The organism is Paenibacillus chondroitinus NBRC 15376 (genome assembly GCF_004000765.1).
Lineage (GTDB): Bacteria > Bacillota > Bacilli > Paenibacillales > NBRC-103111 > Paenibacillus_E > Paenibacillus_E chondroitinus.
In genome coordinates, this window is record NZ_BILW01000030.1 from 1 (window position 1) to 14,893 (window position 14,893).

The following is a 14,893-nucleotide window of genomic DNA, read 5'->3' on the forward strand; positions in this document are numbered from 1 at the left end:
ATAGTCGGCTGTCTTTATTTTTCAGGTGAATAGTTAAATTTGCAATCAATAATTTTCCCCGCGATAATAGCGCTTCAGCTTTTCTTCCAAATGAACGAGCTGCGCTTCTTTTTCCGCAATATCCTGCAACAACTTTTCCTTTTGGTCTTCAATTAGTTGGATTCTCTCCGGCAGGGTTGAGGTTCCTTCGTTTACTTTATCATAATACGTTTTGATATCTTCCACACTCATCCCGGTTTCGCGAAGGCATTTGATAAAAATTAGCCAGTTCAGATCATTATCTGTATAGAGACGGTTATTCTGCTCGTTGCGGGCAGCAGGTTCCAACAATCCCTTTCTTTCGTAAAATCGGATCGCTCCAATATTGATCCCGACTTTCTTCGCCACTTCTCCAATTGTTAACATACGAACCCTCTTTTTATGAAAAATTAATTGTTGACCTACACTAAGTGTAGCATAGTAACTTTTAAATTGTTAATGAAAATTCAAATGAAGAAAGAAGGATTCGCATGAAAAAGATCGCTTTAGTGACTGGAGCAAATAAAGGAATCGGAATTGAAATTGTGAAGCAGTTAGGCGAAGCAGGTTGGAAAGTCATCCTTGGAGCACGAAGTGTTGAACGCGGTGAAGCAGCCGTTTCCGAGTTAACTGCCCAGGGGTTAGACGTAGAATTTATACAAGTTGACATGAGTGATTTGAAAATGATCGAACAGGCAGCTGAAACGATTAACAAGCGTTACCCGGACTTGCAGCTTCTAATCAATAACGCTGGTATGCCAGGCGCTTTCTCACGCTCGTTTATGGATACCAAAGAGGAGGATCTGCGGAATGCGTTTGAAGTTAACTTTTTCGGGACCTTCCGTTTGAACCAACGATTATTCCCTTTAATCAAAGATAACGAAGGTACAGTCGTTAATGTTTCGACCGATATGGCTTCACTGGACCATATGCAAAATGCTGAGTTTACTTTAAATGCATTCGATTATAACTCATCGAAAACGGCCAACAATGCCATGACACTTTCAATGGCCTACGAAGTTAGAAACAGTAGAGCGCAAGTATTCGCGGTAACGCCTGGATTCACATCAACAGATCTTAATGGCAATGCTGCAGGTGGTAAATCGAAAGAAGCCGCCGCCGCGATTATAGTGGGTTATGCGACGGATGGCAAACGTCATAACGCCGAATTCTTGGACGAGAAGGGCGTTTACGCCTGGTAACTCTCAGCTATCGAAAGCAAAAAACTCTTGCTGCCATTTTTGGCAGACAAGAGTTTTTTTTGCGTATAAGACAAGCCGGTATCACCCGGTAATGCTTGAAGCCTCATCCAATGACCGTAAGTCCCTTTGGAAAAGAGGTCAACACCTCGACGCCGCTGTCCGTGACGAGCACATCATCCTCGATCCGGACACCGCCGACACCCGGAACGTAAATGCCCGGCTCAATCGTGAAGACCATGCCGCTGCGCAGCAGCTCTTGGTTTTGGCCGTGCACGGATGGATATTCGTGCACATCCATGCCAAGACCATGCCCGAGCCGGTGCATGAAATACGCTCCGTAACCAGCACTTGTGATGTGCTCGCGCGCCGCGTGGTCCAGGCTGGCGAGCGTAGCGCCAGGGCGAGTTGCTTTAATGGCCAGCAAGTTCGCCTGTAGCACAGTCTGATAAATTTTCGCTTGTTCTTCCGAAATATCGCCTACCGCGAACGTTCGCGTAATATCGGATGCATATCCGTCTGCGTAGACGCCGAGGTCGAACAAAAGCAGCTCTCCTTCGCGGACGGCCCGTGATCCCGGAACCCCGTGCGGCATCGCAGATTTTTCACCCGCAAGTACCATCGTTGCGAAGGAAGGTCCGCTAGCACCGAGCTTCTTCATCTGGTACTCAAGCTCCGCTACAAGCTCAATCTCCGTAACGCCTGGTTTCACATGCGCGATGCCGGCTTGCAGCACATCCTCGATGATCCGTACCGCATGCTTCATTCGAATAACTTCATCCGGAGTCTTAATGACGCGCATTTCCCGCAGCGGCTCGTCAATATCCTTGTAGACGGCTGCACCTACCGCTCGGCTTATTGCTTCAAACCGGCTAACCGTCATATAGTCTTTCTCCAGCCCCAGCGTCCGGATGCCGGATGGCAGAAGTTTACTAAGAATTTCGTAGGGATTATCGGTGTCCGTATGAGTATGGATTGCCTTTACGGTCGATGCGGCTTGTGCTGCTTCAAGGTCCAAAGCGGGTACGATTAGCAGCGGTTCAGCTCCGCGCGGAATTAACAACCCGAGAAAACGTTCATGTGGGTCGCTCGCAAACCCGGTCAAATAATACACATGTTTCGGCATTGTAATCAGCACAGCATCAATCTCTCGCTGATCCATATATGCAATTAGTTGTTCAATACGAGTATTCATGAAACAAATCAACCGTCCTTTCGGCGTTTACTGACACTGGGTAAATTAAACATAATGAACTCATTATAATGTCAATAAGCGTTGGGTGACAAGGTCGACAAGGTCGTCATGCATTCAGAGCTCGCAAGCGTTTGATATCTTGAATGGGTGAAAGACCGAACATTCTCGTATATTCTCGGCTAAATTGAGAAGGGCTCTCGTAACCTACCCGGAACGCGGCTTCTGCGGCCTCAGTAGGTTCGGTTAATAAAAGACTTCGAGCCGCTTGCAATCGCAGGTGTTTTTGAAATTGAATTGGGCTCATAGCGGTTACATCTTTGAAATGCCGATACAATGAGGGAACGCTCATATTGGCTATTTCTGCAAGATTATCAATACGCAATGGTTTTTCAAAATTTTGTTTAATATGTTCGATGGCATCGATGATTCGGTATGCACTGCCTCCATCTTTGACAATCTGTTCCAATGCCATCCCGTATTTCCCTTGCATAATACGAAATAGAATTTCTTTTGTAATAAGAGGTGCAAGTAGAGGAATTTCTTCTGGGTGATCCAACAATTGCATCAATCGTTTAACTGCATCCATTAATGGTTCTTCCATTTTGCCGACAAATAAGCCTCGCTTTGCATGTTCTTGTGAATGTGTCGGGATTTTGGACTCCTGGATAACCTCGAGTATTTGTTCTGGTGTAAATTTCAGCTTGAGGGCGAGATAGGGAGCCTCGGGAGAAGCTTCGACAACTTGGCTGATAACAGGCAAATCCACGGAGGCGGCAATATATTCAGCTGACTCGTAGCGATAAAGCTCCTGCGCAAGCATGACTTCCTTCTGACCTTGAAAAACAAAACAGATTGAACGGTCATGTACCCCGTGAGTGGGAACCGTCATTTTATTCTGGCGAAAGAGAAACAAAGATGGAATTGAAGTGGGGTGCGAACCATTACTTTGGCGTGAATGACGTTCTATTAAATTAGCTATATGTTCACGTAGTTCGAGTTGGCCATTCATCATGTTATCCTCCTTAACATACCCGATAGTTGTTCCAATCATAATATACAGTCACTAACAACGGCAATGGATGTGATAGGAATAGGCAATCAATTGAGATAAATGTTATACCGATGGGTCCTATATCCGTTGCATAATGTAGAAGCTGAAGCCAAGGCTTTCATGCTAAAACAACAAACGGAGGAGATATCCTTATGACAACTACACAAACGCCTATTGGCTCTGGTTTCGGAGCTACATCAACAGCAGCCGAGGTCATCCAAGGGATCGATTTGACTGATAAAACCATTGTGGTTACTGGCGGCTATTCCGGCATCGGGTTAGAAACCGTTCGTGCATTCCGCTCCGCAGGGGCCAGAGTCATCGTGCCTGCTCGAGATATAAATAAGGCTAAGGCTGCTCTCGCTGAAATGCCGGATGTGCTTATAGAATTCATGGATTTGCTTCAACCAGCGTCCATCGATGCTTTTGCAGATCGTTTCCTTAGACAATTTAACAAGCTGCACATTCTTGTCAACAATGCAGGCGTCATGGCTGCGCCGCTAGTTCGTGACGAGCGGGGATATGAATCGCAGTTCGCAGCTAACCATCTTGGGCATTTTCAGCTAGCCGTTCGTCTCTGGCCAGCACTGGTTCGCGCGGAAGAAGCGCGTGTTGTAGCCCTATCTTCTTATGGCTATATAAGAGGTGAAGTCAACTTTGAAGATCCTCATTTCGAACATCGGGATTACCATCCTTGGGTTGCTTATGGTCAGGCGAAAAGCGCCAACGCTTTGTTCGCTGTCGCACTAGATTCGATAGGGCAAAGTCAAGGCGTACGAGCTTTCTCCGTCCATCCAGGTGGCATCGCAACGGATTTGCAGAGACATTTGTCACAGACGGAATTAGATGCTGTTAAGCTTTTTGATGAAAACGGCAAGCTAATTATCGATCCTGAAGGTGCAGATAGGAAAACTCCACAGCAGGGTGCGGCAACAAGCGTATGGTGTGCAACTAGTCCTCAATTGGAAGGCATGGGAGGCGTTTATTGTGTAAATTGCGAGATTGCCCCATTGTTACCGAACGATGAGTCTATGGAAAGATTTGGCGTAAGACCTCGCGCGATCGATCCAGTTGCCGCTGGCCGACTATGGCAGCTTAGCGAGCAGCTCACTGGCACAAAAATCATGCCTGTATAAGCTAGCTTTTAGATGATATGGATAGGAAGATAGAAAAAATGAACCAGTCTGTTGTTATTGAAAATAAATCAAGCGTGAAAAAAACTCATCGCCCTTTAGTATTAGCCACTCTAGTTATATCCATGTTCATGACTGCCATTGAAATGACAATTATTTCAACGGCTATGCCTAGTATTGTTGGAGAAATGAGAGGATTCACTCTCTATAGCTGGGTATTTTCTGCCTTTTCGTTAATGCAGGCAGTAACAACACCGATATATGGGAAACTATCCGACTTGTTTGGCCGCAAGCCCATTTTTATTACCGGAATCGTTATTTTTCTGGTCGGCTCCGTATTGTGCGGGCTTTCGAAAACGATGATAATGCTCGTTATTTTCAGATTAATTCAAGGACTTGGCGCCGGTGCTGTCCAACCTATTGCAATGACCATCGTGGGCGATATGTTCACCGTTGAAGAACGTGCAAAAATTCAAGGATACTTCTCAAGCGTATTTGGGATTTCATCGGTTATCGGGCCAATTGTTGGTGGGGTGATCGTACAATATTCCCATTGGTCCTGGATATTTTGGATGAACGTACCTCTTGGTATATTGTCCATTATCGGCGTCGTTTTCTTTTTTCATGAAGGCATCGATAAGCAAAAACACACCATTGATTACACCGGCTCCATTTTATTTGTCATCAGCATATCCTCGCTAATGATTGCCTTGATTCAAGGCGGCGTAGCATGGAGCTGGACATCGCCCCAAATGTTCTGTTTGTTAGTGGTGTTTATTTTGGGGACTTGGCTGTTCTTAAAACAAGAGCGTAGAGCTTCTGAGCCGATGATGCCACTGCAGCTCTGGCAGAATCGTTATATTGCAGTCGGAAACACCGCAACGTTTACATCTGGCGCCATTGTGATTGGACTGACGAGTTTTATTCCCGCGTATATCCAAGGTGTTACGGGAGGTTCAGCGTTTATAGCTGGTTTTACGCTAACGGTAATGACAGTAGGATGGCCTATCGCGGCATGGGTGGCAGGGCATTTGATTTTGAAAATAGGCATCCGCCCAATGGCCGTTATTGGTGGTATTTTCATCTTCATCGGGTCGTTGTTTTTTATCACTTTGGATCCATCAAAAGGCTCCTTATGGGCGGGGACTGGATCGTTTATGGTTGGAATCGGAATGGGATTCTCCAACTCGGCGTTTATGATTTCAATTCAAAATAGTGTACAACGGCAGATGCGGGGCGTAGCCACTGCTTCGAATATGTTCATGCGACTATTAGGTAGTTCAGTTGGCGCGGCATTGCTAGGCGGAATATTAAATTTTAGTTTTAAGAGATTTGTATTAAGCTCTGACAATCCGTTGGGAAATACCGTTTCAATAGATTCCATTAACCAAGTATTGGACTCTTCAAAAACGCATCAAATCCCGGCAAGGGAACTGCATGTTATTCAACATGGTTTGACAATTGCACTTCACAGTGTCTATTGGGGGGTCTTAGTACTCGCTGTAATTACGATGCTTGGCACATTATTTTTACCTAAAACTCGAAATACGGCATGATGAATTCTAGCTATCATTTATTTAGATGCATAAGATCTCAAATCTGTATTATGAATGATTTCTAGTTTCAATGTATAGTATAAGAATGCTTTACAACATAAGAAAATTAATTGTGCTTCCGTATGGATAGTTGTCCTACCTTTTAATAGATATGGTGTAAAAAAACTTGAGAGGAAGGGATTTACGATGAAAATTGTTGAGTTAGGAACTCAGGGATTGAAGGTCAGCCAAGAAGGTTTGGGTTGTATGGGAATGAGTACTTATATTTATGGCCCAAGCGACGATAAAGAAAGCATGGCGACACTTCGGCGGGCAGTCGAACTTGGTATTACGTTCTTCGACACCGCGGAGACCTATGGGATGGGGCATAACGAAGAATTGGTTGGCAAAACTCTCACAGGGATACGTGAGAATGTTGTTATCGCAACCAAGGTCGGATTCGGATTCACGGACGAAGGCCAGATTAAAGTCGTAGATGGCAAACGTGTCGTAGATGGCAGTCCCCAAAATGTCGTTAGAGCAATAGAAGGATCGCTACGTCGTCTACAAATGGATTATATCGACCTTGTTTACCTTCACCGTATCGATCCAACAGTCCCCATTGAAGAGACCATCATGGCGATGAGTAAGCTAGTAGCCGAAGGCAAAATCGGCCATATCGGATTGTCCGAGGCTGCAGCAGGTACAATCCGCCGCGCTCATGCGGTTCATCCAATAACTGCTGTACAGACAGAGTATTCCTTGTTCGAGCGCGGAGTTGAAGCTAATCGTGTACTTGATACTGTCCGGGAATTAGGCATTGGTTTTGTACCGTACTCTCCATTAGGACGTGGATTCTTGACAGGTCAGTTTAAGACGGACCAGCTTCATCAAACGGACTTTCGCAAAACGGATCCTAGACTTAGCGGTGAAAACCTGGCAGTTAATTTGCAAATAGTTGATGCTTTAACTCAGATAGCTGATGCTAGAGGAGTCAAACCCTCACAGTTGGCTTTGGCTTGGACGATCGCTCAAGGGTGTGTCCCGATTCCTGGAACCCGTCGAATTTCTTACTTGGAGGAAAACGTCGCAGCTGCAGATATTGTACTGACACAAGATGAGTTAACAAAAATTAATGAAGTTGCGCCAATAGGCATCACAGCTGGCGATCGTTATACTAAGGCTAATATGTCATATGTGAACATTTAAGTAGTGAATCCAGCTATAATCTCAAGATGAGGTGCTTTTATGAATGAGATAAAAAATATATTGAATGACAGATTTGAAGCCATTGAGCGAAGGATCGTTTTGGTTTTGGAACAGTTAGATGATGAACAAGTAAATTGGCGTCCTAACGACTCAAGTAATAGTATATCGAATTTAATCGTTCACATTAGCGGTAATATTAACGATCGTATTGGCAAAGGTATGAATAAGAAACCATTCACGAGAGACCGTGATGGGGAGTTTGAAGTACAGGTTATAACGAAGAATGATCTTATTGAGATTATTAAAACATCACTTCGTGAAGTTAAAGTGACATTAATGGCCATGAATAACGAAGGATTATTGGAAACTCAAAAAACGGGTAATCGTGAACAAACAAATTTAGAAGTTTTTATTCAGAGTGCAACTCATTTCTCGGAGCACATGGGCCAGATTTTATATATAGCGAAGATATTGAAAGATGAAGAATATTTGACTACAACTGTACCAAAGAAGAAACGGGTCTAAATGATATCTGAAAAGAAGGAGGGTCCCAACTATCCCCCATTTCATTGTCATTAGAGAAGCTATACACAAGGGTAATTCTTATTGAGGCTGCCATTTGGCAGTCTTTTTCTATCTATTGGACATACAGAGAATGTGGTAGAATATAACATAAATATTTAGAAAATAGTGGGGGATCATATGATCAAGTTCTATAAAAACCATATTGAATTTTCAGAATATCCCTTCTCAGCTGCTTCAATTTCAAATCAGGGAACATTACATATTGAAGATATTCGTGAAGTATTATTAGACCAACTTCCACCTGAAATTCGCACGCATGCAGGTGATGTTATATTCGTAGAATCAATTTATAAAAAAAATCTAGAAGTTTTTGCGCAAAGTAATAACATTCCTATGGTAAGAAGAATAGATACTTGGGCTTTAATTTTAGAAGATTTTTTGGATACAGAATTTAGTGAAGAAGACAACGAAAGGACATTCAAGACACTAGAAGCATGTGGCATTAGCAGAGGAGAGAAGAGGTAGTAGAGTTAAGACATTCAATTTGTGATGTTATGATTGCATACAATTTACATCAATGTTATGGGAATGGGTTCATTTAGGACTGTATGATCTACTCAAAGCTTATTCTGGTGTTTTAACAGGGAACAAATATAAGTTAAATGAAGAAGAATTTAAAAAACTGTACATAAAAGCTGTTAAAATTGCTAATAAAGGGGTCTTGAGGCTTTGAAAACCGGTACAGCTATGTACCGGTTAACTCTGCTGAAATTGTATTTTCTTAATGATTTCTAGAAACTGATTGGCATCTTCAGAAGGATGTAAGGGATATAGCAAACCGTAGGGGATTGCGAAGTCCAAGTCGCTAGGAATTGTTACTAGAGACGGATGAATATCTGCCCATACATCCAATGTTAGTAAGACAACACCACTTTCTTCACATCGATTGAATATATCAATATCATAAAGACGCGGAATATCTTTGATTCGGATTTTAGGGTGGTTCTTTATCATAAAATTACGAATCTCATCAATTACCGCGCTACCTCCGCCATTTACTACAGCCAATTCCTCTCCATACAAATCTCTCACAGAAATAGTTTTTTTAGATGCCAGCCGATGGTTGCGAGATAAAGCAAAGCAGAAACGATTACTTCCCAACTCAAGCACTTGGAAATACTCATTTAAATTTTCTGTAAGGATTGGCCCTACAATGAAATCATAGTTTTTGCCAATAGTACGATAAGTGGTTGGGAGTGTATGTGAATCATCCTCAAAATGCACGATATTGATTTTGAATTGCGGAAATAGGTTGCTGACTTCATTCCACATATCCAGCAAAACCTTGCAGGGATTAAGCATAGAAGTTCCCACTCGAATTACCAGCTGATTTGCCTGTGCGAATTGACGCATACGCAGCAGAGCTTCTTCGAAAAATTGCACCATAAATGTCGCATCCTTGACAAAGGATTTTCCCGCTATGGTCAGGTCAATTCCATGGTTAGTGCGGATCAAAAGAGGCATACCTACATGTTTTTCCAATAGATTCATTTGCTTCATCACAGCGGTAGGAGAAATGAAAAGTTTTTCAGCTGCTTTTGAAAAGCTACCGGACTCTACGACCTGAATAAAAGTATTCAATTGTTCTAGCATTCTATGACCCCCTGTTGCATAAACCAATAGTTGATACCATGCTAACTTATTTGAACTTCCGTATCAAGTTCTCCAACTGTAACATTAGAGATGAAAAGAGCAAAGCAATTTGACTAATCTCCTCCAAGAAAGGAACATTTATTATGGAAATTCGTGACAAGGTTGTTTTTATAACTGGAGCATCCGCTGGTATTGGATTAGCTACAGTACGTGAATTTGCTGCCGCTGGTGCTAAATTAGCACTGGTAGCCCGATCTGCCGATGTATTAAATCATCTCGCCAAGGAATTACAGAACCAGGGTATTGAGGCTGTCGCTATTTCTGCTGACGTGAGTGATCCCAGGCAAGTACAACGAGCCATCGAGGAAACGGTGCTCCACTTTGGCCGTCTGGATGTGATCATCAATAATGTAGGACAAGCTGTAGTTGGCAAGGTCGCTGATCTAAATCTTAATGACTTCCGCAAGATCTTCGAACTCAATGTACTAGGAGCGGTAGCGGCAATGCAATCTGCGATCCCTGTCATGCGAAGGCAAGGGGGAGGTCTGATCATCAATATAAGCTCTGTGGTATCTAAGATGCATATTGCTGGATTGGGTGCTTATGCTGCAACCAAAGCCGCTTTGAACATGATTTCCGATACGGCACGAGATGAGTTAGCCTCAGATCATATCCGTGTGATAACCGTTTATCCGCGCTCAACCGCAACGGATTTTGGCAAAAACGCTCTAGGGGCTCATGAGCAACAACAAGGATCTTCTTCTCCAAAAGATACTCCTGAAATGGTCGCAAAGAGAATTTTGATTGCAGCTCTAGATGAGCCAGACGAGCAATATATGGATCAATGAGCTTTTGTGGATAACGGGAAGGAGAATTTAATTACACCTCGAATATTTCGATCATATTAGGCAGCCAACGAATGGCTGTCTTTTGTATCTTTATAATAATCTAGATATGTTGTATCATCTAATTAGATGTTAAACTAATTAGATATATGTCAAAGTTGTTTTAAGGAGTGATAAAATGAGCACTGATTTTTACCTTGTTAGACACGCGATTAAAGAAAAAGATGTTGGTGATGTCCCCATCTCAGTTGAAGGCTTAGAGCAAGCAAATGTAACAGCAAAATATCTCGAATATTTTCCCATATCAAGAATATTCAGCAGTCCGCTGAAAAGAGCAAAACAAACAGCACAGATCATCGGAAAAGCAGCCAAAATACCAATTGACGAGGATATTCGTTTGCGAGAGCGTGCCAATTGGGGGGATCTGCCAGGACAAACCTTTGAAGAATTTGTAGCTATGTGGAACCAATGTACGAGGGAAAGAGACTTTTTGCCGCCTATCGGAGATTCTGCAAGAATGGCTGGTGAGCGATTATCTTCATGCTTGATAGGATTATCAGCTCAATATCCAAACGAAAGTATTGTTATTGTTACTCACGGCGGATTGATCACAGACTTTATGTTAAATGAATTTTCTCAAGACGAACTTAATAATACGCACACGAATTTCATAACTGAACAAAGCAATTTGATTGGAGAATGCTCTATAACTAGAATTAGTTGTGATGGTAGAGCATTTAATTTATATGAGTTTGCAAACATTGCCCACTTATCATGTTAGACAATAGATCCGCCGCGGCGGGTCCGCCTGCTATTTGGCACAGAATAATGCCCGGCTAGCAAACAAAGATGGAATTAATAACCTATAAAAAATGAAATATCCCCTAATTCATACGAAGTGGATTCGTAATATGGTTAATTCAAGGTTTTAAAGCGTTTACAATTTCGAATAAATACGAAGGAGAGCGATAGAATGGAGGAGAGAAAGAGATCACTGCCAGAGCTTTTTGAAAGCAGCAATGGCCGCCTGGTTAAGACCGTTGAGGACTGGAGAAGTTTCAGACGTCCTGAAATTATAGAATTATATCGTGAATATGTCTATGGAAGAGAGCCCGTGGGACGTCCAGATTCTTTACGATTCAATGTTGTGATGGAAACGCCAGTTATCCAGGAAACAGTTATACATAAACAGATCGATATCAATTTTACAGGGCAAGGCGGCGAAGGGCGCATTCGTGTACAACTCTACATCCCAATAACCGAGTCAAGAGTACCTGCTTTTATCTACGCGGCAATCAAAGGTCAACGTGTGTCAGAGGTGGAAATAGAGGAATGTTCGGCTTATTGGCCGGTGGAGGATATCGTTTCCCGTGGTTATGCGGCTGTTTCTTATCATGTGGAAGATTTGGATCCGGATTTTCATGATGAAGGCTATCGGAATGGCGTCCACGGTGTATTCGATTCGCCAAGTGAATCACGATCGCCAGATGCCTGGGGAGCTATGTCCGCATGGGCCTGGGGTGCAAGCCGTGTGTTGGACTATTTGGAGACGGATTTCCGAATTGATTCAGAACGGGTAGCCATTGTTGGTTATTCCAGAAGCGGTAAAGCCTGTTTGTGGGCTGGTGCTTTGGACGAACGATTAGCCTTAGTTGTCAGTAATGATTCCGGCTGTTCGGGAGCGGCCATTTCACGAGGCAAGGCAGGGGAAAGGCTCATAAACATTAACCGTGGAAATCCGCACTGGTTTAACGATACTATAAGAAGTTTAATGAACGGGAGGATGAGCTGCCGATCGATCAACATCTATTGCTATCGCTCATTGCTCCCCGGCATCTTTATGTTGCCAGCGCATCAGAGGACAATTGGGCCGATCCTAAATCTGAGTTTTTAGGTTTACTTCTGGCGCAACCGGTCTATACGCTTTATGGATTCAACGCTCTAGATGCACACCAGATGCCGCCTGTGAATTCTCCTGTGTGCAGCAAGAGAGTGGGCTATCATCTCAGAGAAGGAAAACACGACATTACACACTACGACTGGAAGTGCTTTATGGATTTTGCGGATAGAAAACTTTAGCATGAATGTGGGGGCGATGGTGCTTATATTACGAAAAGGGAGCAGACCGCGCGGTTAATTGTTGATGATAAGAATAATACAACCGATATTTGGGCAAAAAATGGTAGTAATATTCCGCGTCAACAAGTAATTAAGGAGAAGGAACATGCGCTCCAGACGGTCCAGATTAAGAAATTGGATAGAAAAACGATCACCCGCCCAAGTGATTGCGGGTTATTACTTTTTGGCAATGATATTTTCCGTGGCATTATTTAGTATCCCTGTTGTGCATAAGCCAGGCATCCATGTTTCTTTCTTCCATACCATTTTTACCGCTGTAAGTGTTGCAAGCGACACGGGACTTGCCGTTTTTAATGTTGCAGAAACCTACAGCGTCTTCGGTTATTTCGTCATCATGCTCGTTTTGCAATTTGGGGGAATCGGTATTATGGCGATGAGCACGTTTTTTTGGCTCCTTCTTGACAGACGAATTGGCTTAACCCAGCGGCGCAAACATCACCCAAAGCTTACTGGGATATCAGAACTATAAGCGCTCTTTTGTAGAGGAAATGAAAGAACGTGCGCGAGCTTGGAGCGGAACGATATGAAAGCAAAAAAGATTGAACTAACGGGTGAACGTTAGTTTAATCTTTTTTTATCTTACGACACTGACGATCCGATTTCGGCCTTCTTCTTTTGCTTTATACAAAGCTTTATCTACAGATTCGAGCAATTCGTTTAAATAGGAATGGGGACTGCTTAGACTTTCCATGGAGAAATTATTAATCGTTAGCAATCCAATACTTATCGTAATCGATAAAGAATGCGGTATATTTTTCACGAGCATCTTATTGGATTCAACGGTGGATTTGACTCGTTCAGCTAAGAAGGTTGCCTGTAATTGACTCGTTCGCGGTAAATAGATCATAAACTCCTCCCCGCCATAACGAGCCAGAAGGTCTGTTTGACGCAGGGTTTGTCGAATTGCTGCCACCGTGCTAAGTATCATTTGATCACCGATTAAATGGCCGTAACTGTCGTTAATTAACTTAAAATAGTCGATATCTAATAAAATGACTGAGAATGGGATTTGGTGTTTGATATTATTCATTACTTCATATTCTAACTTTTGTGTTAGGTAACGGCGGTTATAAATACCTGTTAGCCCATCGGTTATGGCCATCTTTTCGAGTTTCCGGTTTGTTAGTGAGAGTTCATCTTGTTTGATAATTAACGATTGGTTGCGTTCATGCAGGATTTCGTTCTGAGAATTCGTTTCATGAATGAGGCGATAAAATTCACTCACATCTTGAAATGTGATAACACGTCCCACCATTTCACTATCCACACGGATAGGTGCTGTCTGAATATTGACATACCGTTCATTAGGGAACTGTATTTCGATTTGAGTTCGCTTCAAAGGTTGCGTTTGATACGTTTGAAGGAACAAGTGAATATTGCTCTTAGATTGCCCTTTAGAGAGTAGGTTGGCCATATCAAAACGGGAACCTATACGAAAATCAATATGAGGAAGTAGAGTGCGATTTATTTGTACAACTACTTCATTATCATTGAGTACCAGAATCCCAAGATCGATAGTGTCTATAATATCTTGATGAGCTATTTTTACAATATCAAATGCTTTATCGCGATGAATGGCTATGACAAAGAAAATAGCGGAAAGTAATATGCCTAAGGATGTCAGACCTGGAATCGCGGGTAAAGGTAAATGAAGGACAACATTAAAGAAAATATCTAAAAATACGAATAAGGTCATTACTGTAATTCCTTTAAACACTTGCTTAACCTGCGTTTTGATACGTGTTGCCTTGTCGGATATTAATGCCTGACTCATCAGATATAGCGAAACTATAATATAGACGATCAAGACAGTGATGAGAACCCAAAAAATGGGTCCATAAGCCCTGTGGATGTAATTATCCTGCAAAGGTAGAACGAACTTACCATTTGGATTAACAATTACGCAAATGGCTACTAATATAGCCGGAACAAAAAGCAATATTGACATATTTTTTCTCAGAAATCGTGCATGTCCAGTGAGAAATATGGTAAACAGAAGCCAACCGACGGCTATCAGGCACATATCAATAAAAGATAGTTTTAAATAAAATAATTGAACTTTGGGAGTATCCACCGTTCTAATGGCAAATTGGCAGATAGGCCAGAACATCATACAAAAATGGAACGTTAAATAAACTTTGTGCAGAATCGTGATGGTTACGGAAGCAAATACATAGACAAATAATGCAAACAAAAGTAAAAATAAGGTCAAGTCAGTAAACGACAAAAAATCCATGTTACACCCTCTAAAGTAATAATAATATTCATATAATTACTAGCTTTAGGCTAAAAGTCCTGCTTCATTGTACGAATTTATTATTTAAGTGAAAATATCTCAACTTTTCGTTAAATGACTTATGCCGGAAACGTTCATCGTTCAGTATTGACAGA

The 14,893-nt window shown here is 42.3% G+C and carries 14 protein-coding genes and 1 pseudogene; 10 read left to right on the forward strand and 5 right to left on the reverse strand.

Features of this window, described 5'->3' with window-relative positions:
• Window positions 1–45 precede the first annotated feature (45 nt).
• Window positions 46–405 carry a MerR family transcriptional regulator gene (locus tag PCH02S_RS25410; RefSeq protein ID WP_127456911.1) on the reverse strand — a complete coding sequence of 120 codons (360 nt, stop codon included), beginning with the start codon at window positions 403–405 and terminating at the stop codon, window positions 46–48.
• 104 nt (window positions 406–509) lie between these two features.
• Between PCH02S_RS25410 and PCH02S_RS25415 the strand changes: the two genes are divergently transcribed.
• A complete protein-coding gene (locus tag PCH02S_RS25415) occupies window positions 510–1,220 on the forward strand; it encodes an SDR family NAD(P)-dependent oxidoreductase (RefSeq protein ID WP_127456912.1) in 711 nt (236 codons plus the stop codon).
• Window positions 1,221–1,323: 103 nt separating this feature from the next.
• Here the strand turns inward: PCH02S_RS25415 and PCH02S_RS25420 are convergent, their stop codons facing one another.
• Window positions 1,324–2,412: a M24 family metallopeptidase gene (locus PCH02S_RS25420; protein WP_127456913.1), complete on the reverse strand. Its 1,089-nt coding sequence runs from the start codon at window positions 2,410–2,412 to the stop codon at window positions 1,324–1,326.
• A 106-nt stretch (window positions 2,413–2,518) separates the two neighbouring features.
• Window positions 2,519–3,424, reverse strand: a complete 906-nt coding sequence (locus PCH02S_RS25425; protein WP_407670130.1) for an AraC family transcriptional regulator — start codon at window positions 3,422–3,424, stop codon at window positions 2,519–2,521.
• A gap of 191 nt (window positions 3,425–3,615) precedes the next feature.
• Here PCH02S_RS25425 and PCH02S_RS25430 point away from each other — a divergent pair, with 191 nt between their 5' ends.
• From PCH02S_RS25430 to PCH02S_RS25450, 5 genes are all read left to right on the forward strand, one after another.
• Window positions 3,616–4,599 carry an oxidoreductase gene (locus tag PCH02S_RS25430; protein WP_127456914.1) on the forward strand — a complete coding sequence of 328 codons (984 nt, stop codon included), beginning with the start codon at window positions 3,616–3,618 and terminating at the stop codon, window positions 4,597–4,599.
• Window positions 4,600–4,637: 38 nt separating this feature from the next.
• The gene (locus tag PCH02S_RS25435; RefSeq protein WP_127456915.1) at window positions 4,638–6,152 is read left to right on the forward strand and encodes an MDR family MFS transporter; all 1,515 of its coding nucleotides are present in this window, start codon (window positions 4,638–4,640) and stop codon (window positions 6,150–6,152) included.
• 186 nt (window positions 6,153–6,338) lie between these two features.
• Complete coding sequence (locus tag PCH02S_RS25440; protein ID WP_127456916.1) at window positions 6,339–7,340, forward strand: aldo/keto reductase; 1,002 nt, start codon at window positions 6,339–6,341, stop codon at window positions 7,338–7,340.
• A 39-nt stretch (window positions 7,341–7,379) separates the two neighbouring features.
• Window positions 7,380–7,865, forward strand: coding sequence for a DUF1572 family protein (locus PCH02S_RS25445; RefSeq protein WP_127456917.1), 486 nt, complete (start codon window positions 7,380–7,382; stop codon window positions 7,863–7,865).
• A 177-nt stretch (window positions 7,866–8,042) separates the two neighbouring features.
• The gene (locus tag PCH02S_RS25450) at window positions 8,043–8,390 is read left to right on the forward strand and encodes a hypothetical protein (protein WP_127456918.1); all 348 of its coding nucleotides are present in this window, start codon (window positions 8,043–8,045) and stop codon (window positions 8,388–8,390) included.
• 231 nt (window positions 8,391–8,621) lie between these two features.
• Here PCH02S_RS25450 and PCH02S_RS25455 read toward each other — a convergent pair whose 3' ends face one another.
• Window positions 8,622–9,518 (reverse strand): LysR family transcriptional regulator, encoded by an 897-nt coding sequence (locus PCH02S_RS25455; RefSeq protein ID WP_127456919.1) that lies wholly within the window; start codon window positions 9,516–9,518, stop codon window positions 8,622–8,624.
• Window positions 9,519–9,661: 143 nt separating this feature from the next.
• Here PCH02S_RS25455 and PCH02S_RS25460 point away from each other — a divergent pair, with 143 nt between their 5' ends.
• From PCH02S_RS25460 to PCH02S_RS25475, 4 genes and pseudogenes are all read left to right on the forward strand, one after another.
• Window positions 9,662–10,366 carry an SDR family NAD(P)-dependent oxidoreductase gene (locus tag PCH02S_RS25460; protein ID WP_127456920.1) on the forward strand — a complete coding sequence of 235 codons (705 nt, stop codon included), beginning with the start codon at window positions 9,662–9,664 and terminating at the stop codon, window positions 10,364–10,366.
• A gap of 175 nt (window positions 10,367–10,541) precedes the next feature.
• Complete coding sequence (locus tag PCH02S_RS25465; RefSeq protein ID WP_127456921.1) at window positions 10,542–11,144, forward strand: histidine phosphatase family protein; 603 nt, start codon at window positions 10,542–10,544, stop codon at window positions 11,142–11,144.
• 720 nt (window positions 11,145–11,864) lie between these two features.
• Window positions 11,865–12,442 (forward strand): annotated as a pseudogene (locus tag PCH02S_RS37060) (glucuronyl esterase domain-containing protein).
• A gap of 145 nt (window positions 12,443–12,587) precedes the next feature.
• Window positions 12,588–12,971 (forward strand): potassium transporter TrkG, encoded by a 384-nt coding sequence (locus PCH02S_RS25475; protein WP_127456923.1) that lies wholly within the window; start codon window positions 12,588–12,590, stop codon window positions 12,969–12,971.
• Between the two features lie 105 nt (window positions 12,972–13,076).
• Here PCH02S_RS25475 and PCH02S_RS25480 read toward each other — a convergent pair whose 3' ends face one another.
• Window positions 13,077–14,738: a histidine kinase N-terminal 7TM domain-containing diguanylate cyclase gene (locus tag PCH02S_RS25480; protein WP_127456924.1), complete on the reverse strand. Its 1,662-nt coding sequence runs from the start codon at window positions 14,736–14,738 to the stop codon at window positions 13,077–13,079.
• Window positions 14,739–14,893: the final 155 nt, after the last annotated feature.